Genomic DNA, 24,052 nt, shown 5'->3' with positions numbered 1-24,052 from the left:
GAAGCAGACATCCTCCGATGGAGACCGATGAACGCCAGCATCGAAGCCACTTCCCCGCGCGCAGGAGCGGGGCGGCTCATCATCGTCCTAGGTGGACTCTCGGCGGTATCGCCGTTCGCCACCGACATGTACGCGCCCGCCTTCCCCCAGATCGTCACCTCGTTCGCAACCTCGGGAACGGCCGTCCAGCTCTCCCTTACGGCGTGCCTCGTCGGGCTCGCCGTCGGCCAGGTCGTGCTCGGCCCGGTCAGCGACGCGACGGGGCGGCGACGCCTGCTCCTCGCCGGTTCCGGCCTGTTCACCGCGTTGTCCCTGGTCTGCGCGTTCGCCCCGACCATCGCCGTGTTCGACGTCGCCCGGCTGCTGCAAGGGGTCGCAGGCAGCGCGGGGCTCGTCATCGGGCGGGCCGTCATCAGCGACCGGTTCACCGGCCCCAGCGCGGCCCGCAAGCTCTCGACGCTGAGCGTGATCGCGATGACCGCACCGGTGCTGGCACCGGTCGCCGGCGGCCTCATCCTCGGCGTCGGCTCGTGGCGCCTGGTGTTCGTGGCGCTGGCCGCGACCGGGCTGGCGCTGGGGACCGCCGTCTGGGCGTGGGTTCCCGAGTCGCTGCCCGCCGAGCGGCGTCGGGCCGGCGGACTGCGGTCCGCGCTCACCGCCATGGGCGGACTGCTCCGGCGGCGCGAGCTCGTCGGGTACCTCCTGGTCATGGGGTGCGGACTGGCCGCCCTGTTCGCCTACATCACCGGCTCGCCCTTCGTCTTCCAGAGCGTCTACGGCTTGTCCCCCACCGGTTACAGCCTCGTCTTCGCCACGAACGCCGTCGGCACCACAGTGGCCGGCGCGGTGTTCGGACGGCTGGCCGGACGTGTGCGGCTCAACTCCCTGCTCGTCATCGGGGTGGCCGTCACGGTCGCCGCCGCGATCGCGCTGGTCGCGTTGCTGACCGTCGGCATCAGCACGTTCCCGGCCACCTGGGCCTGCCTGTTCGGCCTGACCTCCGGGTTCGGCGTGGTGCTGCCCGCGTCGACGACCATCGTCCTCGCGGTCGGCGGCGACGCCCCCGGAGCCGCTTCCGGCCTGCTCGGCGGCACCCAGTTCGTGCTCGCCGCCGCGGCCGCACCCCTGCCCGGCGTCCTGGGCAGCACCACCGCCATGTCGATGGCCGTCGTGGTGCTGGGCTTCGTCCTCGCCTCCGCGTTGGCGCTGATCACGCTCGCCCGGCCGCGGCAGGACCATGGCGAGTCATCCACAGTGGACAAGTCGCGCCCCGGAACGTCTATTGTCTGTTCGTGACGTTCGTATAGGATGCGACATGAACCGGCGTCGGCTCCGCCCGCTCGGGCGGGGCGTGAGGAGAACCGATGGTCGATGCGACGAACACCCGTCCCATCGAGGACGAGGTGGTCAGGGATTTCCGCACCGCCATGTCCTACGGCCAGTACCTGAACCTCGACCAGCTGCTCGGTGCCCAGCAGCCCGTCAGCGAACCCGAGCACCACGACGAGCTGCTGTTCATCATCCAGCACCAGGCGGCGGAGCTGTGGCTCAAGCTCGTGCTGCACGAACTGCGGACGGCCTGCGAGCACCTGGCGGGCGACCGGTTGCAGCCCGCGCTCAAGGGGCTGGCCAGGGTCAAGCACATCCAGCACACCCTCACCGAGCAGTGGTCGGTGCTGGCGACCCTGACCCCGACGGAGTTCGTGCAGTTCCGCGGATTCCTCGGCAGGTCATCGGGATTCCAGTCCTACCAGTACCGCGCCGTGGAGTTCATCCTCGGCAACAAGAACGCCGAGATGCTGGAGGTGTTCCGCCACGACGAGCGCGCCCACGCCCTGCTCTCCGGGCTGCTCGGGCGCCCCAGCATCTACGACGAGTTCCTCCGGCACCTCTCCCGCTGCGGGTACCCGATCCCCGCGCCGCTGCTGGAGCGCGACGTCAGCCGCGCGCACACCTACGCGCCCGAGCTCGTGCCCGTCTTCCGGCAGATCTACGAGTCGGCCGAGGAGAACTGGGAAGCCTACGAGGCCTGCGAGGAACTCGTGGACCTGGAGGAGAACTTCCAGTTCTGGCGCTTCCGGCACCTCAAGACCGTGGAGCGCACGATCGGGTTCAAGCGGGGCACCGGCGGATCCAGCGGGGTGCCCTTCCTCCGCGACGCCCTGGACCTGACCTTCTTCCCCGAGCTGTACGCGGTGCGCACCGAGATCACCCGGTAACCCACGGTGCCCAGCGACGACGAGGACTGGGTGATCGCCGATTCCGCCTGGTGGGGCCGGTGGTTCGACCGGTGCGCATTGCGCCGCATGGCCGGTGACGATCCGGAGCTGCCGCAGGTCCGGGCCGTCGGAGCCTTCCTGACCGCGCCGGGCGGGTATCCCAGCGACCGGCCCTGGGCCCCGCCCGGTAGTTTCCGGGAGGTGCGTTCGGTGGTCGAGGTTCTCGACCCGTCCCCCACGTCCTGACTCGACCACCAGCAGAGGAAGAACGCCATGCCCGACCGCACCGACCTCCTGGAGAAGGCGCATGCGCTGGACGAAGCCGATCCGCTGCGCGGCTTCCGGGAGCGGTTCCTGACCCCCGAGGGCGCGGACGTCGTCGCCTACCTCGACGGCAACTCCCTGGGGCGCCCCGCCCGCGCGCTCCCCGAGCGCATGGACCGGTTCATCTACCAGCAGTGGGGGCAGCGCCTGATCCGGGGCTGGACCGACGAGTGGCTCGACTGGCCGGTCGCGGTCGGCGACCGCCTCGGCCGGGCCGCGCTCGGCGCCGGGGCCGGGCAGGTCGTCGTGGCCGACTCCACCACGGTCATGCTCTACAAGCTCGCCCGCGCCGCGGTCGCCGCCCGGCCCGGCCGCCGCGAAATCGTCCTCGACACCGACAACTTCCCCACCGACCGCTACGTCCTGGAAGGCATCGCCGCCGAACGCGATCTGGTCCTCAAGTGGATCGAGACCGACCCGGCGGCGGGCATCACCGACGAACAGGTCGCCGCGGCGGTGGGTCCGGACACCGCGCTGGTCGTGTTCAGCCACGTCGCGTACCGCTCAGGTTACCTGGCCGACGCCGCAGCGATCACCCGCACCGCGCACCGGGCGGGCGCGCTGGTGCTGTGGGACCTCTGCCATTCGGCCGGCTCGGTACCCGTTGAGCTCGACGCGTGGGACGCCGACTTCGCCGTCGGCTGCACCTACAAGTACCTCAACGGCGGGCCCGGATCTCCCGCCTTCGGCTACGTCAACAACCGCCACATCGGCTCCGCGCAGCAGCCGATCTGGGGCTGGATGGGACATCGCGAACCGTTCGAGATGGGCCCGGGTTACCACCCCGCCGACGGCATCCGCGGCATGCTCAGCGGCACGCCCCCGATCCTGGCGATGCTCCCCCTGCTCGCCAGCCTGGACATGCTCGAAGAAGCGGGGATCGAGGCGGTCCGCGCGAAGTCGTCGCTGCTGACCCAGTACGCCCTCGAACTGGCGGAGGCATGGCTGTTCGACCGGGGCGTCCAGCTCGCGTCACCGCGCGAACCCGAGCGCCGCGGCAGCCACATCACCGTGCGCCGGGCCGACTTCCGGGAGGTCACCGAGCAGCTCTGGGACCGCGGTGTCATCCCGGACTTCCGCGCGCCCGACGGGATCCGCATCGGACTCGCCCCGCTGAGCACCAGCTTCACCGAAGTCCACAACGGACTCTCCGCACTGCGCCAGATCCTCGACGACCGCCTCGGCACCTAGTTCGCCCCTGCACCCGGATCCGCAATTTCCATTGAAATCGAAGGTTCGATTTCAATGGAAATTGCGGAGGACGGAGTCCAGGCGGCCGCGTAGAACCAGTCCGGAGACCGGTGGTCAGGCCCGGGCGCGCTCGCGGAGGACGAAGCGCTGGAGCTTGCCGTTGCTGGTGCGGGGCAGGGCTTCCAGGAACTCGATCGCCCTCGGGTACTTGTACGGCGCGATGCGCTGCTTGACGAAGTCCTGCAGCTCGGCGGCCTTGTCCGCATCGCCCACCAGTCCGTCGCGCAGCACCACGTAGGCCTTGACGATCGAGCCGCGCTGTTCGTCCGGCGACGCCACCACCCCGGCTTCGACCACGTCTGGGTGCCCCAGCAGCGCGTCCTCCACTTCGGGGCCCGCGATGTTGTAGCCCGCGGAGATGATCATGTCGTCGTTGCGCGCCTGGTACCAGAAGTACCCGTCGCCGTCGCGGACGTAGGTGTCGCCGGTGATGTTCCAGCCGTGCTGGACGTACTGCTGCTGCCGGGCGTCGTCGAGGTAGCGGCAGCCGGTCGGCCCGCGCACCGCGAGGCGCCCCACCGAGCCATCGGGCACGGGTTCGCCGTCGTCGTCGAGGACCGCCGCCTCGAACCCGGGCACCGCCTTGCCGGTGGCGCCCGGCCGGATGTCGTCGTCGGCGGCCGAGATGAAGATGTGCAGCAGCTCGGTTCCGCCGATGCCGTTGATGATCTTGATGCCGGTCCGGGCGTGGAACGCCTCCCACACCTCCTCGGGCAGGTGTTCCCCGGCCGACACGCAGCGCCGCAGCGTCGCCAGGTCCGCGCCCCGGTCGGCCGACAGCAGTGCTTTGTAGGCCGTCGGCGCGGTGAACAGCACCGTGACGCCGTGCTCGGCGATCGCCTTGGCCAGGTCGTCCGGGCCGGCCTTCTCCAGCAGCAGCGACGACGCCCCGACGCGCATCGGGAACACGACCAGGCCGCCCAGCCCGAAGGTGAAGCCCAGCGGCGGGGTTCCGGTGAACACGTCGTCGGCGTCGGGCTTGAGCACGTGCTTGGCGAAGGTGTCCGCATTGGCCAGCACGTCGCGGTGGAAGTGCATGGTGGCCTTGGGTTTTCCGGTGGTGCCAGAGGTGGGCGCGAGCAGCGCGACGTCGTCGGCGGCCGTCGGCACCGCGGTGAACTCACCGGTCTTCGTCGCGCAGCGGCGGTCCAGGCTTCCGTCCGCGTCGACGCCGTACGTCGCGATCGCCACCCCGGGGGTCGCGTCGCGGAGCTCGGCGGCGAAGCGGTGATCGCAGAGAGCCAGGGCGGGGCGGGTGAGTTCGATCAGCTGGCCGATCTCGCCGGAGCGCAGTAGCGGCATCGTGGTCACCGCGACGCAACCGGCTTTGAGGACGCCGAACCAGCTCGCCACCAGCCACGGGTTGTTCGGGCCGCGCAGCAGCACCCGGTTGCCCGGCTGCAGACCGAAATCCTCTGCGAGCACTTGCGCCACCTGGTCGGCGCGCCGCTGGAGTTCCCCGTAGGTCCAGCGCTCGGTCGGCGTGACCAGGCACGGCCGGTCCGGCCCCCACCGCGCCACCGCGTCGTCCAGCAGCACTTCGGCGCAGTTGAGGCGCTCCGGGTACGCCAGCTCGGGCAGGTCGAACCGGAACTGCGGCCACTGCTCGCGCGGCGGCAAGTTGTCCCGGCAGAACGTGTCGACGTGCCCGGACACCGATAACTGCGACGAGGGCTGCATCGGCAGCGCTCCCTCCAACGACGACAGGGGCCACGCGATTTGCCCCAAGTATTCACTTGATGTGACGACAGTCAATATCTCGCCATACTCCTCCTCAAACATGTCGCGTTGATGACGGCAGTCAAATTTCGGTGATACGCTCCCGGCATCCGGCACGCCCAGGGAGGACGCCCCATGAGCCCGTTCCGCGGATCGGTCCCCATCACCGCCGAGTGGGAGCACTTCGGCTTCGAGCACGCCGATGGCGTCGCCACCGTCACCTTCGACCGGCCGGACAAGCTCAACGCGCTCACCTTCGAGGCGTACGCGGACCTGCGCGACCTGCTGACCGAGCTCCCGCAGCGCGGCGACACGCGAGCGCTCGTGCTGCGCGGCGAAGGGCGGGCGTTCTGCTCCGGCGGCGACGTCAACGAGATCATCGGCGAAACGCTGAAGATGGACGCCGACCGGCTGCTGGAGTTCACCAAGATGACCGGCGCGGTGATCAAGGCGATGCGGGAGTGCCCGATCCCGATCATCGTGGCGCTGCACGGCATGGCGGCCGGCGCGGGCTCCGTCATCGCCCTGGCGGCGGACTTCCGCATTGCGTCCCGCTCGGCGAAGTTCGCGTTCCTGTTCACCAAGGTCGGCCTCTCCGGCGCCGACATGGGCTCGGCCTACCTGCTACCCCGCCTGGTCGGCCTCGGCCGCGCCACCCAGCTGCTGATGCTCGGCGACACGATCGACGCGGAGAAGGCGGAACGCTACGGCCTGGTGAGCGAACTCGTCGAGGACGACGAACTGGACGAAGCGGTGGCCGCGCTGGCCCGACGCCTGGCCACCGGCCCGTTCCAGGGCTACGCCCAGACCAAGGAACTGCTCACCCGGGAACTCGACATGAGCCTCTCCGGAGCCCTGGAACTAGAAGCGGTAACCCAAGCCCTGCTGATGAAAACGGCGGACTACGCGGAGTTCCACGCCGCCTTCAACGCCAAGCGCCCCCCGAACTGGCAGGGCCGCTGACGATCGCAGCCACGACCTGGCCATGCGCGAAGGGCTATATCCAGCCCAGGTCCTGTTCGGCGGATCATGCGACCTGCCTGAGGTTCAAGTCGTTGGCATGTCCATGGAGCGCCTATGTCTGGCACGGCACTGTCACCGCGGCCTCGATCCGTGCCGGCTCAAGCCATGATCAGCCGGCTTCCAGGGCATCGGCCCGCCTCTCCAGGTCTGCCGCGATGTCGTCCCAGTCCGGCCCGTGAAGCCACAGGTTCTCGGCAGCCTCGCGCATCAGCGCCGGCTGGTCCGGCCGCTGCAACAACACCAGCCGATAGGCCAGATTCCGGACCCAGACCGGCAACTGGCCGTCAACCACGTGTGGACTGAGCCCACGCAGCATGGCGAGGATCTCGTCCGCGTCCGCGAAGGTCAGCTCCTCGACGAAGTAGTGCTCCCGGTGTTCCTGGTCGCACTCCGGCGTGGGTCGGTACGGGTCCCCGTAGAGACACCGGGCGTGCTCCGTCAGAGTGCTGTGCATGTCCTGGAGCCTACGACGCCATGATCCGCCGGACAGGGCCTGAGACTGCGGTTGAAGATGGCCGACTACGCGGAGTTCCACGCCGTCTTCAACGCCAAGCGCTCTCCGGTGTGGCAGGGCCGCTGACGGCCCCAGCCACGATCCGGAGCGCTAGTCGGCAGGCGCATCGCCGGCGCCAGGCCACAGCAGTGCCTGAGCCACGATCACGCGCTCGCCGTTGAAGGTCACGGCAGGGCCTTCGTGCAAGCGGTAGCCGAGCGCGATCGCCTCGCTGACCCGGCGGCAGAACGTCGCGTCATCGGGGCCGGTCAGGACTCGGTAGACCGGCAATCCATCCGGGGGTGCGCTCATGCGGTCATCATCTCAGCCGGGATCAGCGGTAGAGGTCGCGGGCGATGATGGTGCGTTGGACTTCCGAGGCTCCTTCGTAGATCCGCGGGGCTCGGACCTCCCGGTAGAGGTGTTCGAGCAGGTGTCCTTTGTGGAGCGCTCGGGCTCCGTGGATCTGGACCGCAGCGTCCACCACGTACTGGGCCGTCTCCGTGGCGAAGAGCTTCGCCATCGCCGAGCGCCCGGCCAGGTTCTGCTCGCCCGTGTCGTAGGCCGCTGCCGCCGAGTAGACCAGCAGGCGGGCCGCCTCGGTCCGGGTGGCCATCTCCGCCAGCGGGTGCGACACCGCTTGGAGGTCCTTGAGCGTTCCGCCGAAGGCCCGGCGCGCTCCGGCGTGCTCGACCGCCGCGTCCAGGGCCGCTTGCGCCATGCCCACCGCGAAGGCGCCGACACTGGGGCGGAACAGGTCCAGCGTGCGCATCGCCACCCGGAATCCCCGGTCCTGCTCCCCCAGCAGCTCCGCGCGGTGCACCCGGACGCCGTCGAAGGTCAGCCGGCCGATCGGATGCGGGCTGATCATGTCCAGGTGCTCGCCGGACAGCCCCCGGCGGTCGGCGGGCACCACGAAGGCGCTCACGCCCCTGGCTCCGGCACCGGCCGTCGTGCGGGCGAACACCGCGTAGAAGTCGGCTTCCGGAGCGTTGGAGATCCAGATCTTCTCCCCGGTCAGCCGCCAGCCGTCGCCGTCGGGCTCGGCGGCCAGTTCCAGCGCGGCGGCGTCCGACCCGGCCTCGGGCTCGGTGAGCGCGAACGCCGCGACCGCATCCCCGGCCGCGACCGCCGGGATCCAGCGCCGCACCTGCTCGTCCTGGCCGGACTGCAGCACCGGGTAGCTGCCCAGCCCCTGCAGCGCCAGTGCGGTCTCGGCCTCGGTGCACACGCGCGCCAGCGACTCGCGCAGCAGGCAGAGGTCCAGCGAGGCCGCCTCCCGCGATCCCGCGCCGCCGGGGAAGAGCTTCGTCAGCAGGCCCTGCTCCCCCATCGCCTTGATCAGGTCCCGGTTGACCGAGCCGGGCGTGCCGGACTCGGCCACCGGCCGCAGTTGTTCGGCGGCGACCCGGCCCACGTGTTCGACGAACTCGCGCTGTTGCGCGGTGAGTGCGAAGGTGCTCATTCCGTCCCCTCCTCGGCGGGGTTCCAGCGCGCGTGGGCGGTGCCCCGGCCGCCGCTGCGGATCAGCTCCAGGCGGGGTTTCGGCCCGTCCGTGCGCCCGGTCTGCGGCTTGCGCCTACCGGCCCGGAACTGCTTCGGCCACACCGCACCGGGACCGTCGTAGTCCTGCTCGATCGCCGCGTGCAGAGTCCATTGTGGATCGTAGAGATGGGTCCGGCCGACCGCGCACAGATCGGCCCGGCCCGCCAGGATCAGCGAGTTGACGTCGTCGTAGGAGGAGATCGCGCCGACCGCGATCACCGCGATGTCGTGCTCGCGCGCGACCTCGTTGCGGATCCGGTCGGCGAACGGCGTCTGGTAGCTCCGGCCGAACGCCGGTCGCTCGGCCTTGACCACCTGCCCGGTGGAGACGTCGATGCCCGCCGCGCCGTGCTCGGCGAACGCGCGCGCGACCCGCACCGCCTCGTCGGCGTCCACCCCGCCCTCGTGCCAGTCGGTGGCCGAGATCCGCACCGTCATCGGCCGGTCGGCCGGCCACACCTCGCGGACCGCGTCGAAGACCCCCAGCGGGAACCGCAGCCTGCCTGCCAGGGAACCGCCGTACTCGTCGGTGCGCTGGTTGGCCAACGGGGAGATGAAGGACGACAGCAGGTAACCGTGGGCGCAGTGCAGTTCGAGCACGTCGAAGCCGGCCCGCGCGGCGGCTTGCGCGGCGGCGACGAACTGCTGCTTGATGTCGGCGAGCTCGGCCGCGGTGAGCTCGCGCGGCGTCTGGTTCGCCGCCGAGTACGGCAGCGGCGAGGGGCCGACGACCTCCCAGTTCCCCTCGTCCAGCGGGTCGTCGATGCCGTCCCACATCAGCTTCGTCGAACCCTTGCGGCCCGAATGCCCCAGCTGGACGCCGATCTTCGCGGCGGTGTTCCCGTGCACGAAATCCACCACCCGCCGCCAGGCCGCCTCCTGCTCCGGGGTGCACAGGCAGGCGCAGCCCGGCGTGATCCGCCCCTGCTCGGACACGCACACCATCTCGGTCATCACCAGCCCGGCCCCGCCGAGGGCCTTGCTGCCGAGGTGCACGAGGTGGAAGTCGTCCGGCACGCCGTCGACCGCGCTGTACATGTCCATCGGCGAGACGACCACGCGGTTGGGCAGCTCCAGCGGTCCGAGCCGCACCGGCTGGAACATCGGCGGCCGGACCTCGCCCGCGCCGGCGAACCAGGCGTCGATCCCGGCGACGAATTCCGGGTCTCGCAGCCGCAGGTTGTCGTAGGTGACGCGGCGGCTGCGGGTGAGCAGGTTGAAGGCGAACTGCGCGGGATCCTGGTGCACGTACTGGCCGATGTTCTCGAACCACTCCAGGCTGGCCTGCGCCGCGCGCTGCGTGGAGGTCACCACCGCACGTCGCTCCGCCTCGTACGCCTCCAGCGCTGCGTCGATCGAGGGCTGCTCGTGCAGGCAGGCCACCAGCGCCAGAGCGTCTTCCATGGCCAGCTTCGTGCCGGAGCCGATGGAGAAGTGCGCGGTGTGCGCAGCATCGCCGAGCAGCACGACGTTGCCGCGGCGCCATGAATCGCAGCGCACGGTCCGGAAGCTCAGCCACTTCGAGTTGTTGGCGAAGACCTCGTGGCCGGCCAGGGTGTCGGCGAACAGCTCCCGGATCAGCTCGATGGACTTCTCGTCGCTGTCGCCGGGCCTGGTCGAGGCCGAGGCGGCGAAGTCGGCGAATCCGGCGCGCTGCCAGACGTCCTCGTGCATTTCGACGATGAAGGTGCTGGCATCGCGGCTGTAGGGGTAGCCGTGCAGCTGCATGATGCCGTGGGGCGTGTCCTGGACGACGAACTTGAACGCGTCGAAGACCAGGTCGGTGCCCAGCCAGATGTACTTGCAGCGCCCGGTTTCCACGCTGGGCCGGAAGGTCTCCGGGTACCGGGCGCGCACCGCCGAGTTCGCGCCGTCGGCCGCGACCACCAGGTCGTAGTCGGCGGACAGCCGCTCGACGTCCGGCGCCTCGGCCTGGAAGTGCAGCGCCACGCCCAGTTCGCGGCACCGCTCCTGCAGGATGCGCAGCAGCCGCTTGCGGCTCATCGCGGCGAAGCCGTGGCCGCCGGAGGTGGACGAGGCGCCCCGGTGGTGCACGTCGATGTCGTCCCACCTGGCGAATTCCCGTTGCATGGCGTGGAAGATCCCGGTGTCGGCGTGCTCGATGCCGCCGAGGGTCTCGTCGGAGAACACCACGCCGAATCCGAAGGTGTCGTCCGGCGCGTTGCGCTCCCACACGGCGATCTCGTGCTCCGGGCCGAGCTGCCGCAGCAGCGCGGAGAAGTACAGACCGCCTGGACCGCCACCGATGACCGCGATGCGCACCGCGGGCTCCTTCCGTCGGTTCCGCTCCCGGCAGCGTATGCCGCATTGCGCACGACCGTCAATTCTACGTAATATCGCCTCCGTGACGACAAGAAACTGCCTGGTCACCGGCGCCGGTAGGGGCATCGGTCGCGCCATCGCCCAGCGACTTTCCGAATCCGGCAACCGCGTCGCGCTCACCGCGCGAAGCGCCGGGGAGCTCGCCGAGGCCGCCGCGCGGCTGCCCGGGCCGGCGCTCGACCTGCCCGCCGACCTCGCCGACGCGCAGGCCCCGGACCGCGTTTTCGACGCGGTCGAACGCGAATGGGGGCCGGTCGAGGTCCTGGTGCTCAACGCGGGCACCGCGACCTCGGCACCGCTGACCGCGACGACCGACGACGACTGGGAACGCGCGCTGCAGATCAACCTGACCGCGCCGTTCCGCTTCCTGCGCCGGGCGGTTCCGGCGATGGTCGAACGCGGCTTCGGCCGGATCGTGGTGATCGCGTCGATGGCCGCCAAGCGCGGTGACCCCTACGTCAGCGCCTACACCGCCAGCAAGCACGGCGTGCTCGGTCTGGTGCGCTCGGCCGCCGCGGAGCTGGCCAGGACGGGTGTCACGGTCAACGCCGTGTGCCCCGGCTTCGTCGACACGCCGATGACCGAACGCACCATCGACAACATCACCGCCAAGACCGGGCGGAGCGCGCAACAGGCCCGCAGCGCGCTGGAGGGCCGGCAGCCCATCGGCCGGCTGATCAGCCCGGACGAGGTCGCCGACGTCGTGGAGCTGTGCGTGCGCAACGCCGCGATCAACGGGCAAGGGATCACTGTGGACGGAGGAGCGGTGCAATCATGACCATCGAACGGATCAACCCCGCGGAACTGGCCCGCCCGGCGGGTTTCTCGCACGCCGTGGTGGCCTCGGACTGCCGCCTGGTGTTCCTGGCCGGCCAGACCGCGCTCGACGCGGACGGCAAGATCGTCGGGGACGGCGTCGTCGCGCAGTTCCGGCAGGCGCTGGGCAACCTGCTCACCGCGCTGCGCGCCGCCGGGGGCCGCCCCGAGCAGGTGACCGAGCTGACCGTCTACATCGTGGACGTGGACGACTACCGCGCGCACGCCCGGGAAATCGGGGCGGTGTGGCGCGAACTCGCCGGACGGGACTACCCGGCGATGGCCGGGATCGGCGTGCAGCGCCTCTGGGACGCCGAGGCGCTGGTCGAGATCAAGGGCACCGCCGCGATCCCCGCCTGAGAAGTGGTTGCACCGGGTGGAGGTTTCGCGCGAAGCCGCCACCCGCCTCCACACGGAACGCCGGTTTCGCGGATGGGCGTTCCCGGAGCCTTCCGGAACAACTCCCGAGCGATCAGCGCGCGACGGCTTCGACGTGGTCGTGGGCCTGCCGCTCCAGCAGGGACTTCAGCTCGAAGAACACCTCGGCGGCCACCGTCCCGTTCCAGTCCTTCGGCAGCAGCTCGGCGGGCAGCCCGGGGTCCAGGTAGGGCAACCGGCGCCAGTCCGTGAGCACCCGCACGTAGTCGGCGAAGGCCTCCGGCCCGCGCGGCGACCGGCGGCGCCGCCACCGCCGCAGCACCGGCTGGTGCACCCCGATGAACTCGCCGTAGAGCTCCTGCAGCTGCTCCAGGTCCCACCACTGCGCCACCTTGGTCCGCAGATCGCCGAAGGCGAGGTGCTCCGCGTGGAACAGATCGGCGTAGCCGGCCAGCTCGTAGCGCTGCAGGACGCTGCTCGCCGCGTCCCGCAGGTCGGCCGGGGCGATCCACACCCCCGGCGCGGCGGTGCCGAAGCCCAGGCGCGTCAGCTGGGTGCGCAGCACGTGCCGCTTCTGCCGCTCGGATTCCGGGACCGAGAACACCGCCAGCACCCACCCGTCGGCGAGGGTGGCGCGCTCCCGGCGGAAGATCCGCTCGTCGCCTTCGCGCAGGATCTCCAGCGCGGCACCGGACAGCTCGTATCCCGCCGCCCCGCCGCGCCGCTCGGCCAGCAGGATGCCGCGCCGCTTCAGCCGCGAGATCGAGGAGCGCACCGCGGGCTCGTCGACGCCCAGATCCGCGAGCAGCCGCACCAACGACGCCACCGACAGCCAGCCACCGGCCTCCCGCGCGTACAAGCCGTAGAGGGTGACGATCAGCTGCCTGGGCTGCATGCCTCGGCCGGTCAGCTCGCCCACCACGGCATCGCCGACCGATGCGCCATCCGTCACGATGTCCGTCGTCACGCGAACACGATAACAGCGGCCGCGCGGACCGACTCGATCCACAGTGCTGCGCCCGAATTCCCTGCCGCACCGGGTGATTCCCGGCGCATTGGCAGCGCCCCGGACGCGAAGTAGGATCCCGCACGTCGTCCAGTTCCCGGATTCCGGAGGCGAAGAACGTGGCCGTCCTCGACGAACTGCTGCGGGCGCTGACGTCCGGCCGGATCAGCGTCATCGACCTGACCGCGCCCCTGACGTCCGACGTGCCCGTCCTGCGGCTACCGGAGCCGTTCTCCAACACGATCGGCTTCAGCCTGGAGGAGATCAGCCGGTTCGACGACCGCGGCCCCGCCTGGTACTGGAACAACATCCACACCGGGGAGCACACCGGCACCCACTTCGACGCGCCGGTGCACTGGGTCACCGGCCGCGACGGCCTCGACGTGGCTTCGGTCCCGCCCCGGCAGATGATCGGCCCGGCCGCGGTGCTGGACTGCTCCGCGCAGGTCGCCGAGGATCCGGACTTCCTGCTGGAGACCGGGCACATCCGCGAGTGGGAATCCGCGCACGGCCCCCTGCCCGAGGGCGGCTGGCTGCTGGTGCGGACCGGCTGGGACGCGCGCAGCGGCGATCAGGCGGAGTTCCTCAACGCCGACGACAGCGGCTCGCACACCCCGGGGATCTCGCCGGACTGCGCCCGCTGGCTGGCCGAGGAGAGCGCCCTGATCGGCATCGGAGTGGAGACGGTGGGCACCGACGCCGGGATGGCGCCCACCTTCGAACCGGCCTTCCCCTGCCACTCGCTGCTGCTCGGCGCCGGCAAGTACGGCCTCACCCAACTGCAGAACCTCGCGCTGCTGCCACCCACCGGAGCGGTGCTGATCGCCGCGCCGCTGCCGATCGTCAACGGCTCCGGCAGCCCGACGCGGGTCCTGGCGCTGATCGAGCAGGACTGACCCACCGGAAGGGACGAGATGAACGTCGCCGAGGTCGTCGGCCGCACGGTGGCCGCACTGGGCGCCGACCACGTCTTCGGCGTCGTCGGCAGCGGCAACTTCCACGTCACCAACGCACTGGTCGCCGCGGGTGCGCGGTTCGTGGCCGCCCGCCACGAAGGCGGCGCGGCGACGATGGCCGACGCGTATGCGCGCACCAGCGGCCGCCTCGGGGTGCTCTCGGTGCACCAGGGCTGCGGGCTGACCAATGCGCTCACCGGCATCACCGAAGCGGCCAAGAGCCGGACCCCGCTGCTCGTGCTCGCCGCGGAGACGGCCTCCGCGGCGATCCGCTCGAACTTCCGGATCGACCAGGATGCGCTGGCCACGGCCGTCGGCGCCCGCGCGGAGCGGGTGCACAGCGCGGCCACCGCCGTCGACGACGTGGTGCGGGCGGTCCGGCTGGCGACCGAGGGCAGGCGGACCGTGGTGCTGAACCTGCCGCTGGACGTCCAGGCGGCGGAGTTCGACGGCGAACCGCACGTCCCGCAGCTCCCGGCGCTGAACCCGGTCGCGCCGTCCGCCGCGGCGGTGCGGGAACTCGCCGACCGGCTGGTCACCGCGCAACGCCCGGTCTTCATCGCCGGTCGCGGTGCCCGGCACGCCGGCGCCGAGCTGCGGGCGCTGGCCGAGTCCTGCGGGGCGCTGCTGGCCACCTCGGCGGTGGCGCGGGGCCTGTTCCACGACGACCCGTGGTCGCTGGACGTCTCCGGCGGGTTCGCCACGCCGCTGGCCGCCGAGCTGATCTCCGGCGCGGACCTCATCGTCGGCTGGGGCACCGCCCTGAACATGTGGACCACGCGGCACGGCAACCTGATCGGCGCCGGGTCCGCGCTGGTGCAGGTCGACGTCGAGAGCGAGGCCATCGGCGCGCACCGCCCGGTCGACCTCGGGGTGCTCGGCGACGTCGCCGCGACCGCCGAGGCGGCCCGGGCCGAACTCGCCGATCGCGGCATCCGGCCCGCCGGTTACCGCGATCCGGAGGTGCGGGAGCGGATCGCGAGCGCTGGGTCCTGGCGCGACGTGGCTTTCGACGACGAGTCCACACCGGACGCCATCGATCCGCGCGCGCTGACCATCGCCCTGGACGCACTGCTGCCCGAAGAGCGGGTGCTGGCGGTGGATTCCGGCAACTTCATGGGCTACCCGAGCATGTTCCTGCGGGTCCCCGACGAGCAGGGCTTCTGCTTCACCCAGGCCTTCCAGTCCATCGGCCTCGGCCTGGCCACCGCCATCGGCGCGGCGCTGGCCCGCCCGGACCGGCTGCCGGTCGCCGCGCTCGGCGACGGCGGCGCGCTGATGGGCATCGCCGAACTGGAAACGGCGGCCCGGCTCGGCCTGCCGATGGTGATCGTGGTCTACAACGACCACGCCTACGGCGCGGAGGTCCACCACTTCGGCCCGGACGGCCACCGGTTGGACACCGTCGAGTTCCCGGACACCGACCTCGCGGCCGCCGCGCGCGGCTTCGACTGCACCGGACTCACGGTGCGCACCGAGGCCGACCTCGCGCCGGTCCGCGACTGGCTGAACGGACCGCGTGCCACGCCGCTGGTGATCGACGCCAAGATCGCCCCGGGCGAAGGCGCCTGGTGGCTCGTCGAAGCATTCCGCGGCCACTGACCGTCGCGGATTCGCGACGGACCCCGGAATCGGCGCAGAAGGTTCGCCGTCCCAGCGATTCTGTTCCAGCGCAAGCAATTCTGGCGCTCGGCGATCTGCGGTGCCGCGGTATTGACTTCGCGCGTACGGGGATTCATCCTCACTGAAATACTTCACCCACACCGAAGGCTCGAAGCCATGATCGGCCCCCACCTCCGGGAGTTGCGCCAGAAGCGCAACCTCACCCTCAAGCAGCTGGCCGAACTCACCGGCCTGTCCACCGGGCTGCTCAGCCAGGTCGAGCGCAGCATCCACGACCCCAGCCTGGAAACCCTGCGGCGACTGGCGAAAACGCTGGAAGTCCCGCTGTTCAGCCTCTTCGCCGAGGAGGACGTGCAGCAGGTGGCCGTGGTCCGCCGCGAGCGGCGGATGAAGGTCGGCTCGCCGCACGGCGGGATCGCCTACACGCGCCTGTCCCCCGGCTCGGGCCGCCTGGAGCTGCTCGAAGGCCGCCTGGAACCCGGTGCCGCGTCGTCGGAGGAGCCGTGGAGCCACCCCTCCGAGGAATGCGTGCTCGCCCAGGCGGGTGAGCTGCTGGTGGAGGTGGGCGACTCCCGGATCCGGCTGGAACCGGGCGACAGCTGCTACTTCGACTCGCGAGTCCCGCACCGCTTCGTCAACCCGGGTACCGACACCGCCACCTTCCTGGTATCGGTGACCCCGCCGAGCTACTGACCCGGCCGAATCCGCCCACCCGCAGAGGAATCGCACCGTGAACGCCACCCCGGCACAGCCCGCCGAGACCATCACCGACCCGGACCTGTTCCGCGCCTCCTTCCCGTCGCTGGCCGAGAACGTGCACCTGGCCAGTTGCAGCCAGGGCGCCGCCTCCTACCAGCTCGGCGACGCGCTCGCCGAGTTCCAACGCACCATGCACGTGCACGGAGCGCCGTGGGAGATCTGGATGGACCAGGTCGAACAGGCGCGTCGAGGCTTCGCGAAGCTGATCGGGGCCGAGCCCGACGAGATCGCGGTCCTGGCCAACGCCACCGAAGGCGCCTTCCAGGCGGCGTCGACCAGGTCCTACGCCGAGCGGCCGCGCATCGTCACCACCGACATGGAGTTCCCCTCCATCGCGCACGTGTGGCTCGCGCAGCGCGCCCGGGGAGCCGAGGTCGTCCACGTCGGGGCCGAAGACGGGCAGGTTCGCACCGAGGACTACCTGGACGCGATCGACGAGCGGACCCGGCTGGTGTCGGTGCCGCTGGTGTCCTACCGCAACGGCCTCCTGCTGCCGGTCCGCGAGGTGATCACCCGCGCGAAGGAGCAGGGCGCGACGACGTTCGTCGACGCCTACCAGGCCGCGGGCGTGCACCGCATCGACGTCGAGGAGCTCGGCTGCGACTTCCTCGTCGCCGGCGCGCTCAAGTACGTGCTGGGCATCCCCGGCATCGCGTTCCTGTACGCGCGCCGCGGCGTGCAGGATGCGGTGGCACCGCAGCTGACCGGGTGGTTCGGCCGCGAGAACCCGTTCGCGTTCGATCCGCGCTCGGTGGATCATCCGGCGCGCGCGAGCCGCTACGAAACCGGCACGCCCGGCATTCCGGCCGCCTACGGCGCGAACGCGAGCCTGGACCTGGTCAACCGCCTGGACCCGACAGCGGTGCACGACCACGTCAGCGGACTGACCCAGCGGCTGCAGGACGAGCTGCTGGCGGCGGGCGAGCGGCTCTGGTCACCGTCCGATCCGGCGTCGCGCGGGCCGCAGGTCGCGCTCCTCGACGACGACCCGGGCGAACTCGCCGCATGGCTCGCCGAACGCCGGATCGCGACCAGCCCGCGCGGCACCGTGCTGCGGATGTCCTTCCACTTCTACAACAACGAGTCCGATGTGGACGCCGTCGCTGCGGCCATCGCCGACTACCGCAGATCCGGGAGATGAAATGGACTCCACCACAGGCAGTGCAACCGGGGTGGGCACGTCCGGCACCGGGCTGCGCCGGCAGCTGACGCGCCGCCAGGTGACCATGATCGGGCTGGGCGGCGCGATCGGCACCGGCCTGTTCCTGGGGTCCAGCCTGGCGATCTCGCAGGCCGGGCCGGCCACCGTGCTCGCCTACCTCGCCTGCGCGCTGGTCGCGCTCGTGATCGCCTGGGCGCTGGCCGAGATGGTGGTCCAGCACCCGGACGCGGGCGCGTTCGGCGCGATCGCGCACCGCTACCTGGGCCCGTGGGCGGGGTTCGTGGTGCGCTGGACGTACTGGACCATCCAGGTCATCGCGGTGGGCGGCGAGCTGATCGCGGCCGGGATCTACACGCAGTTCTGGTGGCCCCAGCTGCCGCTGTGGCTGCCCGTGGTGGCGTTCTCGGTGCTCATCCTCGCGGTGAACGCGGGCGCGGTCGGGCTGTTCGGCACCTTCGAGTACTGGTTCTCGATGATCAAGGTCACCGCGATCGTGGTGTTCATCCTGCTGGCGCTCGCGCTGGTGACCGTCGGGCTGCCGAACGCCGAGCCCACCGGTTTCGACAACCTGGTGACGCACGGCGGGTTCCTGCCCAACGGGTGGACCGGCCTGTACCTGGCGATGGTGTTCGCGCTGTTCAGCTTCATCGGCACCGAGGTCGTCTCGGTGACCGCGGCCGAGTCGGAGAACCCGGAACGCGACATCCCCCGCGCGGCCCGGCAGATGGTGCTGCGGTTGTCCCTGTTCTACCTGCTGGCCATCGCCCTGGTCCTGACCGTGGTGCCCTGGACGACGGTCGCGCAGAGCAGCGGGGTGTCCGAGAGCCCTTTCGTGACGGTCTTCGGCGCGGCCGGAATCCCGTTCGCCGCGCTGGTGATGAACTTCGTGGTGCTGACCGCGGCGCTATCCAGCGCGAACACGAACCTCTACCTGTGCACCCGGATGCTGCACTCCCTCGCCGGGCACGGCTACGCGCCGCGCTGGACCGCCCGGTTGAGCAAGGGCGGCGTGCCGCGCAACGCGCTGCTGCTCAGCGCGGCCGGGCTGCTCGTCGCCACCGTGCTGTCGGCCGCGCAAGGCAACGCCGCGTACCTGGTGCTGTTCGGGTTGTCCATCTTCGGCGCCCTGGCGGTGTGGATCCTCATCCTCGTCACGCACCTGGCGTTCCGGCGGGCCCGCGCGGCGGCGGGCCTACCGCTGCCGAAGGTGCGTCTGCGCGGCGCGCCGGTCACCGGAATCGCAGCGATCCTCTTCCTGGTGGCCATCCTGGTGTCCACGGCGTTCATCGACGACCTGGCGGTCGCCTGGTGGGCGGGCGTGCCGTTCTTCATCGTGCTGAGCGCGATCTACTTCGCCATCGGCCGGAAGCCGCGCAGGAGGTCTTCCGCGCAACCGGAGCGCAGATGAGTCTCGCGCCGACTGCCTTTACACTGCAGGCGAAGGCAGGTTCGTCTCGTGAGGAGCGGTCATTACAACCGACGGTTCCACCACGCGAGCAGCCCTGGTGGTGAATGCACGGGCCCGCACCGGCGCCAAGGCATACGCGCGGGCGATCGACAAGCTGCGCAGCCTGGGCGTGCCGCTGGACTCGACCTTCCCGCTGCACGATCCGGCCCGGCTCCCGGAGACCGTGAACTCGGCCGTGGACGCGGGCCACGACCTGATCATCCTCGGCGGCGGTGACGGCAGCGTCAGCTCGGTGGTCGACGTCCTCGCACACCGCGGCGTGCCGTTGGGCCTACTGCCGCTGGGCACCGCCAACGACTTCGCCCGCACCCTGCACATCCCCACCGACCTCGACCAGGCGTGCCGCACCATCGCACACGGCAAATTGGTCGACATCGACCTCGGCCTCTGCGGGAACAACTACTACGTCAACCGCGCGTCGGTCGGGCTCGGCGCGGGCGTGGCCGAGGCGATGTCGCCGACGCTGAAGAGGTGGACCGGGGCACTGGCATACCCGGTGGCGACCGTCAAGGCCTTGCTGCGACACCGACCGTTCTCGGCGCGTCTGACGTTCCCCGATGGCGACCACGAGCCGCAGGAGCACCACGGATTGCTGCAGCTGTCGATCGCCAACGGCCGCTACTTCGGCGGCGGGCAGCTCGCGGCGCACGACGCCGGGATCGACGATGCGACGCTGGACATCTCCGTCATGCGGCACGGCAGCCTCCACGACCTGATCGCCGCCGCGCGCGATCTCAAACGCGGTGCGCTCGACAGCGAGCACGTCCGCCATTTCCGCACCAAACGGGTCGACGTGACGACCGGGCCCGACCTCCCGATCAACGTCGACGGTGAACTCGTCGACGGCACCCCGCAACGCTTCTCGGTCGCGCGCGACGCTCTCCACGTCGTCGTTCCCCGAACCTGGAAGGACGCCAGCAGCCCGGACTTCTAGGACGCGCCGGGAATCGTTGCCGGAAGCAGAGACGGCGCTTCAATACCGGTCCGGATCATGTTCGACGAGCTGTCCACAACGGACGGAGATCCTGGCAAGCCCGGCCGATCAACGGGATTTGCATCGGCAGAGCGTCAACGACGGTCTGGCCGCAGCCCCGACTCGCGCAGCAGCTCGTAGGCCGCCCCGCCGGAGCCCATGGTGCTGGTGAGCGCGCCCGGATTCGCGGTACTACGGGTACATCCACCCCCGCCGAGAAGACCGCTGGGCGCTACCCGACCCGGTCGACGAAGAACCCTGACCTGTCCACTTCGGACATGCCACTGCCCGGCGCCGCCGCGGCGTGGTCATCCGTCGAGGAAACGCACCAGCTCCGCGGTGACGAACTGGGGATTTTCCTCGGCGAGCCAGTGTCCGGCGCGCGGCACGTCCACCGCGCGAACGATGTTGGCCATCCGCGGGTCCACTGTGGCTCGGATCGCGTCGAGTTGTCCTTGGGCGGTCATGAGCAGGGTCGGGATGCGTACCGGTGCCGCTGACACCGTGTCGCGCACGTCCTCGTCGAGGGCGCGGTAGAGCTCGAAGCCGCCCGCCAGGGCCTCGGGCCGGCTGTATGTCCGTGCGTACTCGTCGATCTCGCCATCGGTGAACGGGGACCGATCCGTGGTGCCGCCGAATGCCGTGCCCTCGAACGAGACCTGGGGGTAGAACAGTGCCAGGTACTCGCGGACGTCGTCGCCCACGATCGCCTCGGGGACCCGTCGCTGGGAGTGGAGGGCGATGTGCCAGCTCAGCGTGCGGTACGTGGCTGCGTCGATCGCGGGCCCGGGTAGCGGCAGGTCGAGGTAGCCGAGGCGGGCGGTGTCGCCGGGGAACTGGCTGGCGTACTGGAACGCCACCGCGGCGCCGAAATCGTGCCCGATGACGGCGGCGTCCCGGACCCCGATCCTGTCGGCGATCAGCGTGTGCACGTACCGCGCCAGCGTGGCTTTGTCGTAGCCGGTCGGCGAGCCGGTGCTGTCGCCCAGTCCAGGAAGGTCGACCGCGTAGACGGTGTGGTGTTCGGCTAGGGCCGGCATGATCTGCCACCAGCCGTACCAGGTCTGGGGCCAGCCGTGGATCAGCACCACCGGCGTACCGCTGCCGCCGGTCACGTAGTGCATGCGGACACCGTCGACGTCGGCGAACTCGTGCCGGAAGGTGCCCTGGAAAGCCGGATCGTCCTGGGTGGCGACGTCGTAGGGGGCGACGTCGTCCGCGGTCGGCGCGGAACAGGCCGCGCCGCCGATCGTGAGCAGAAGGGTGAGCCCGAGGGTCGCCATCGTGCGCGCGGGCCGGCGGAACCTGCGCGTCAGCGGCCGAGTTGCGGTGATCATGTGTTCCTGTCCTGCGGAGGAAGTGTGGAGTCGGCGCCGGTCGCGCCGTCGATCAGCACCCAGTCTCAGCAGGCCCGCACCGATCTGGCACGGAATCTTGCCGTTATGGCAAGACAAGCGCGTGGACCGCGGAGCGGACGCGGTGCTCGACGAGGCGGGGACGCGACTTAGCGCGCTGCGCCGACCATCACCCTCGCCTACCTCTACCGAACGTCTCACGGCGGAAGCCGGCGGTGAACGCAGCGAGAGATTTCAGTGTTCGCGCCCGGCAACGAGCCTTGCCATGCAGAAGCCGCAGTCGACGAACCTGCCCCGCAGACCAAGTCGAACGCCGGCTGCCACAGCAAGCCATGGCGTTCCGACGACAAGTCGGAACACAAGGCTCGCCGAGAACCGTTGACCGACAACGGATTTTCCACTTGATCGGAAGGTCAGCAGTGCGCCCTCCTCGACGAGCCCCTGTCCGCAGGTGAGAACTACGCGAAGAAGCGCAATCCGGCTTTGAAGAAGTCCGCGCCGGTCCCGGTAGCGGGCGCGTCGGTCACGCACCAGCGGTCAGCCAGGTCTGCACGAGATGGGGCCTTCCGGGAGCGAGTTCGGGGCGGCCAGTTGCACCAGCACCGCACCGGCGAGCAGTACCACCGCCCCGGCCAGTTGCGTCGGGCTGAGCGCCTGGCCGAGCAGCAGCCAGGCGAGTCCGGCGGCGACCAGCGGTTCCACCAGGGCCAGCACGCTGGCCAGCGCCGAAGGCAGAATGCGCAGCGCCCGCAGCCCGGCAAGGTAGGGCAGCGCGGTGCCGACCACGGCCAGCACCAGCAGGGCCAGCCACACCGGAACCTGCAGGCCGCCGAGCACCGCGGGGGCGGTGAGCAGTCCCGAGGGCAGCGTCCACTGCAAGGCGACCACGGCCACCACCACCGCGCCGATCGACAGCCCGGCCGCTGTCAGCCCGAACGAGTCGTACCTGCTCGCGCCGTGCTCGCCGAGCAGGAAGTACCCGGCCGAGCAGGTCGCCGCGGCCAGCCCGGCGGCGACACCGAGCAGGTCCAGCTCCGATCCCTGCCAGATCTCCGCGACCAGGACCAATCCGGCCACGGCCAGCCCGATACCCAGCCACATCAGCCCCGGCAACCGGGTGCGCCGCACCACCCGCACCCACAGCGCGACCAGTGCGGGCGCCAGGTTGACCAGCACCATCGCCACCCCGACCGGGACCCGGGCCACGGCCAGGAAGAAGAACAGCTGCACCCCGGCGACACCGAGCAGGCCGTAGCCGAGCAGCAGCCACAGGTCGGCGCGATGGAACCGCAGCGCTTGCGGCCGCAGCACCGCGACCACCGGCACCAGCAGTGCCGCAGCCAGCGCGATCCGCACCGAGGTCACCGCGGCCGGGGACCAACCCGCCGCCATCACCGCCTTGGCCAGCGGGCCGGAACTCGCGAACAGCACCCACGAGGTCAGGCTCAGCCCCGTCGCCCACGCCCGGCCCGGCGCCCGCGCGGTCTTCTCCAGTACGGCCACGCCTGCAGTCTGGCTGCGGGATGACTAACCTGGCCAGCGGTTTTCCGGCGCACGAGCTCAGGCCGGGACGCATCCCGAGGACGCCGGGCGCCGGCGGCGATTTCGCGCGAAATCGCCGCCCTGCACCCCAGACAGTCGCATCTGAGCAACATTCGTCCACAAAGGATGATGGTTCAGCTGTCGGCGGCCAGGCGGGCGAGGCGTCGCGGGGTCGGCCAGCGGACATGGGAGGCCCAGCCGAGCCTCTCGAAGATCCAGATCACCCGGGCCGAGATGTCGATCTCGCCGCGCCGGACCCCGTGCCGGGCGCACGTCGGGTCGGCGTGGTGCAGGTTGTGCCACGACTCCCCCATGCTCAGCACCGCTAGCGGCCAGAAGTTGGCCGCCTTGTCACGGCTGCGGAACGGGCGATCGCCGACCAGGTGGCAGATCGAGTTCACCGACCACGTCACGTGGTGCAGCAAGGCCACCCGCACCAGCCCGGCCCAGAAGAACGCCGTCGCCGCGCCCCACCAGGTCCCCGTGATCACACCGCCGCACAGCGCGGGCAGGACGAACGTCGCCACCGTCAACGGACCGAACAGCCGGTGCACCAACCGGATGTCGGGGTCGGCCAGCAGGTCGGGCGCGAACCGCCGCTGGTTCGTCAGGTCCCGCTCGAAGATCCAGCCCATGTGCGCGTGCCAGAACCCGCGCGCCAGCGCGGCGGGAGACGTGCCGAACGCCCACGGCGAGTGCGGATCGCCCTCCCTGTCGGCGAAGGCGTGGTGGCGGCGGTGGTCGGCCACCCAGTGCAGGATCGGGCCCTGGACCGCCATGCTGCCCGCGACCGCGAGCGCGATGCGCAGCCAGCGCTTGGCGCGGAACGCGCCGTGCGTGAAGTAGCGGTGGTAGCCCACCGTCACGCCGAGGATGGTGAACACGTACCAGCCGGCCGCGAGCAGCGCGTCCCACCAGCGCAGCCCCCACCCCCACGCCAGCGGCACCGCCGCCACCAGCGCCAGGAACGGCAGGAGGATGAACACGTACACCGACAGGTGCGGGGCCAACGGCCTGCGGCCGGCCAGCAGCGGCTGGGGCGTCGACCCGGACGGTTCGGTGGCGACCATCGCAGCAGGAACCTCGAATCTGCGTCA

General features: G+C 70.8%; 22 protein-coding genes. 13 read left to right on the top strand and 9 right to left on the bottom strand.

Features of this window, described 5'->3' with window-relative positions:
• The first annotated feature begins 27 nt into the window (after positions 1 to 27).
• The 4 genes from AB0H93_RS21730 to kynU all read left to right on the top strand — a co-directional run bounded on the left by AB0H93_RS21730 (position 28) and on the right by kynU (position 3,734).
• A complete protein-coding gene (locus tag AB0H93_RS21730) occupies positions 28 to 1,296 on the top strand; it encodes a multidrug effflux MFS transporter (RefSeq protein ID WP_358574805.1) in 1,269 nt (422 codons plus the stop codon).
• 68 nt (positions 1,297 to 1,364) lie between these two features.
• On the top strand, positions 1,365 to 2,219 hold the full coding sequence (locus tag AB0H93_RS21725; protein ID WP_358574803.1) for a tryptophan 2,3-dioxygenase family protein: 855 nt from the start codon (positions 1,365 to 1,367) through the stop codon (positions 2,217 to 2,219).
• A 6-nt stretch (positions 2,220 to 2,225) separates the two neighbouring features.
• The gene (locus AB0H93_RS21720; protein WP_358574802.1) at positions 2,226 to 2,465 is read left to right on the top strand and encodes a hypothetical protein; all 240 of its coding nucleotides are present in this window, start codon (positions 2,226 to 2,228) and stop codon (positions 2,463 to 2,465) included.
• A 27-nt stretch (positions 2,466 to 2,492) separates the two neighbouring features.
• Positions 2,493 to 3,734: a kynureninase gene (kynU, locus tag AB0H93_RS21715; RefSeq protein WP_358574800.1), complete on the top strand. Its 1,242-nt coding sequence runs from the start codon at positions 2,493 to 2,495 to the stop codon at positions 3,732 to 3,734.
• 114 nt (positions 3,735 to 3,848) lie between these two features.
• Here the strand turns inward: kynU and AB0H93_RS21710 are convergent, their stop codons facing one another.
• Complete coding sequence (locus AB0H93_RS21710; RefSeq protein ID WP_358574798.1) at positions 3,849 to 5,474, bottom strand: AMP-binding protein; 1,626 nt, start codon at positions 5,472 to 5,474, stop codon at positions 3,849 to 3,851.
• 174 nt (positions 5,475 to 5,648) lie between these two features.
• On the opposite strand from AB0H93_RS21710, the gene AB0H93_RS21705 reads away from it, so the two are divergent.
• Positions 5,649 to 6,476, top strand: a complete 828-nt coding sequence (locus tag AB0H93_RS21705) for an enoyl-CoA hydratase family protein (protein ID WP_358574797.1) — start codon at positions 5,649 to 5,651, stop codon at positions 6,474 to 6,476.
• Positions 6,477 to 6,645: 169 nt separating this feature from the next.
• Here the strand turns inward: AB0H93_RS21705 and AB0H93_RS21700 are convergent, their stop codons facing one another.
• From AB0H93_RS21700 to AB0H93_RS21685, 4 genes are all read right to left on the bottom strand, one after another.
• Complete coding sequence (locus tag AB0H93_RS21700; protein WP_358574795.1) at positions 6,646 to 6,990, bottom strand: hypothetical protein; 345 nt, start codon at positions 6,988 to 6,990, stop codon at positions 6,646 to 6,648.
• 150 nt (positions 6,991 to 7,140) lie between these two features.
• A complete protein-coding gene (locus tag AB0H93_RS21695) occupies positions 7,141 to 7,341 on the bottom strand; it encodes a DUF1737 domain-containing protein (protein ID WP_358574794.1) in 201 nt (66 codons plus the stop codon).
• Between the two features lie 22 nt (positions 7,342 to 7,363).
• A complete protein-coding gene (locus AB0H93_RS21690; protein ID WP_358574792.1) occupies positions 7,364 to 8,494 on the bottom strand; it encodes an acyl-CoA dehydrogenase family protein in 1,131 nt (376 codons plus the stop codon).
• A complete protein-coding gene (locus tag AB0H93_RS21685) occupies positions 8,491 to 10,857 on the bottom strand; it encodes a bifunctional salicylyl-CoA 5-hydroxylase/oxidoreductase (RefSeq protein WP_358574789.1) in 2,367 nt (788 codons plus the stop codon). The genes AB0H93_RS21690 and AB0H93_RS21685 overlap by 4 nt, the downstream gene beginning before the upstream one ends.
• Positions 10,858 to 10,939: 82 nt before the next feature.
• Between AB0H93_RS21685 and AB0H93_RS21680 the strand changes: the two genes are divergently transcribed.
• Both AB0H93_RS21680 and AB0H93_RS21675 read left to right on the top strand, forming a co-directional pair.
• Positions 10,940 to 11,695 (top strand): SDR family oxidoreductase, encoded by a 756-nt coding sequence (locus tag AB0H93_RS21680; protein ID WP_358574787.1) that lies wholly within the window; start codon positions 10,940 to 10,942, stop codon positions 11,693 to 11,695.
• Entirely contained in the window at positions 11,692 to 12,093 is a 402-nt protein-coding gene (locus AB0H93_RS21675; protein WP_358574786.1) for a RidA family protein, read from the top strand. Before AB0H93_RS21680 ends, AB0H93_RS21675 begins: the two co-directional genes overlap by 4 nt.
• 112 nt (positions 12,094 to 12,205) lie before the next feature.
• Here AB0H93_RS21675 and AB0H93_RS21670 read toward each other — a convergent pair whose 3' ends face one another.
• Positions 12,206 to 13,078 carry a PaaX family transcriptional regulator C-terminal domain-containing protein gene (locus AB0H93_RS21670; RefSeq protein ID WP_132495661.1) on the bottom strand — a complete coding sequence of 291 codons (873 nt, stop codon included), beginning with the start codon at positions 13,076 to 13,078 and terminating at the stop codon, positions 12,206 to 12,208.
• Positions 13,079 to 13,236: 158 nt separating this feature from the next.
• Here AB0H93_RS21670 and AB0H93_RS21665 point away from each other — a divergent pair, with 158 nt between their 5' ends.
• The 6 genes from AB0H93_RS21665 to AB0H93_RS21640 all read left to right on the top strand — a co-directional run bounded on the left by AB0H93_RS21665 (position 13,237) and on the right by AB0H93_RS21640 (position 20,019).
• A complete protein-coding gene (locus tag AB0H93_RS21665; RefSeq protein ID WP_358574785.1) occupies positions 13,237 to 14,013 on the top strand; it encodes a cyclase family protein in 777 nt (258 codons plus the stop codon).
• Positions 14,014 to 14,031: 18 nt separating this feature from the next.
• Positions 14,032 to 15,675, top strand: a complete 1,644-nt coding sequence (locus tag AB0H93_RS21660) for a thiamine pyrophosphate-binding protein (protein ID WP_358574784.1) — start codon at positions 14,032 to 14,034, stop codon at positions 15,673 to 15,675.
• 177 nt (positions 15,676 to 15,852) lie between these two features.
• Positions 15,853 to 16,389 (top strand): XRE family transcriptional regulator, encoded by a 537-nt coding sequence (locus tag AB0H93_RS21655; protein ID WP_358574783.1) that lies wholly within the window; start codon positions 15,853 to 15,855, stop codon positions 16,387 to 16,389.
• A gap of 37 nt (positions 16,390 to 16,426) precedes the next feature.
• Positions 16,427 to 17,596, top strand: a complete 1,170-nt coding sequence (locus AB0H93_RS21650; RefSeq protein WP_358574781.1) for an aminotransferase class V-fold PLP-dependent enzyme — start codon at positions 16,427 to 16,429, stop codon at positions 17,594 to 17,596.
• 1 nt (position 17,597) lies between these two features.
• Positions 17,598 to 19,025: an amino acid permease gene (locus AB0H93_RS21645; RefSeq protein ID WP_358574780.1), complete on the top strand. Its 1,428-nt coding sequence runs from the start codon at positions 17,598 to 17,600 to the stop codon at positions 19,023 to 19,025.
• 61 nt (positions 19,026 to 19,086) lie between these two features.
• Positions 19,087 to 20,019, top strand: a complete 933-nt coding sequence (locus tag AB0H93_RS21640) for a lipid kinase (RefSeq protein WP_358574878.1) — start codon at positions 19,087 to 19,089, stop codon at positions 20,017 to 20,019.
• 347 nt (positions 20,020 to 20,366) lie between these two features.
• Here AB0H93_RS21640 and AB0H93_RS21635 read toward each other — a convergent pair whose 3' ends face one another.
• The 3 genes from AB0H93_RS21635 to AB0H93_RS21625 all read right to left on the bottom strand — a co-directional run bounded on the left by AB0H93_RS21635 (position 20,367) and on the right by AB0H93_RS21625 (position 24,025).
• Positions 20,367 to 21,395, bottom strand: a complete 1,029-nt coding sequence (locus tag AB0H93_RS21635) for an alpha/beta hydrolase (protein WP_358574779.1) — start codon at positions 21,393 to 21,395, stop codon at positions 20,367 to 20,369.
• Between the two features lie 555 nt (positions 21,396 to 21,950).
• Positions 21,951 to 22,916 carry an EamA family transporter gene (locus AB0H93_RS21630; RefSeq protein ID WP_358574778.1) on the bottom strand — a complete coding sequence of 322 codons (966 nt, stop codon included), beginning with the start codon at positions 22,914 to 22,916 and terminating at the stop codon, positions 21,951 to 21,953.
• 173 nt (positions 22,917 to 23,089) lie between these two features.
• On the bottom strand, positions 23,090 to 24,025 hold the full coding sequence (locus AB0H93_RS21625) for an acyl-CoA desaturase (RefSeq protein ID WP_358574777.1): 936 nt from the start codon (positions 24,023 to 24,025) through the stop codon (positions 23,090 to 23,092).
• Positions 24,026 to 24,052 lie beyond the last annotated feature (27 nt).

The sequence above is a fragment of the Saccharopolyspora sp. NPDC050642 genome (assembly GCF_040654735.1).
Lineage (GTDB): Bacteria > Actinomycetota > Actinomycetes > Mycobacteriales > Pseudonocardiaceae > Saccharopolyspora > Saccharopolyspora elongata.
Note: the sequence above shows the minus strand (reverse complement) of the source record. Positions and strands in the feature narration are given on the sequence as shown.